Consider the following 449-nt stretch of genomic DNA (forward strand, 5'->3'; position numbering starts at 1 on the left):
CGGGTGAACGTGGGCTGCTGGTTCTCCGGCGGCAGCACCGTGATCGGAATCGACAACGTCGCCTTACGACCCTCCGGATCATCCGGCCCGGCACCATCCGTCACCTCGAAGTTCAACGCATCCTTGCCGAAGAACCCCTGCGCCGACGTATACACCAACGTGCGCTCATCCTTGATCAGCGCATCACCGTTCGCATGCGCCGCACTGACCTTCTCCGCCTCCGTGATCACCACCGAACCACCACCGGCGACCGTCACATACTCATCCAACGGAACCTCGACCGTCTCCCCACTGACGACCTCGATCCCCTCCGTCGAATCCACCACCGGACGCAGATCCGCCAACGCCGGCACATAGATGAACGCCGACGTCGACTGCTCATCCTGATCCGTCAACGTATAACGGATCAACTGACGCTCATCCCCCACCGTCACCCGAACCTTGCCGTC

Annotated in this window: 1 protein-coding gene; it reads right to left on the minus strand. The window is 61.9% G+C overall.

Annotated features, from left to right (window positions below; translation table 11 throughout):
- Positions 1–449 (minus strand): Ig-like domain-containing protein (locus KYX17_RS31660; RefSeq protein WP_243233733.1); only part of this gene is annotated, 449 nt, incomplete at both ends.

It is taken from the genome of Microbacterium sp. CIAB417 (assembly GCF_022788845.1).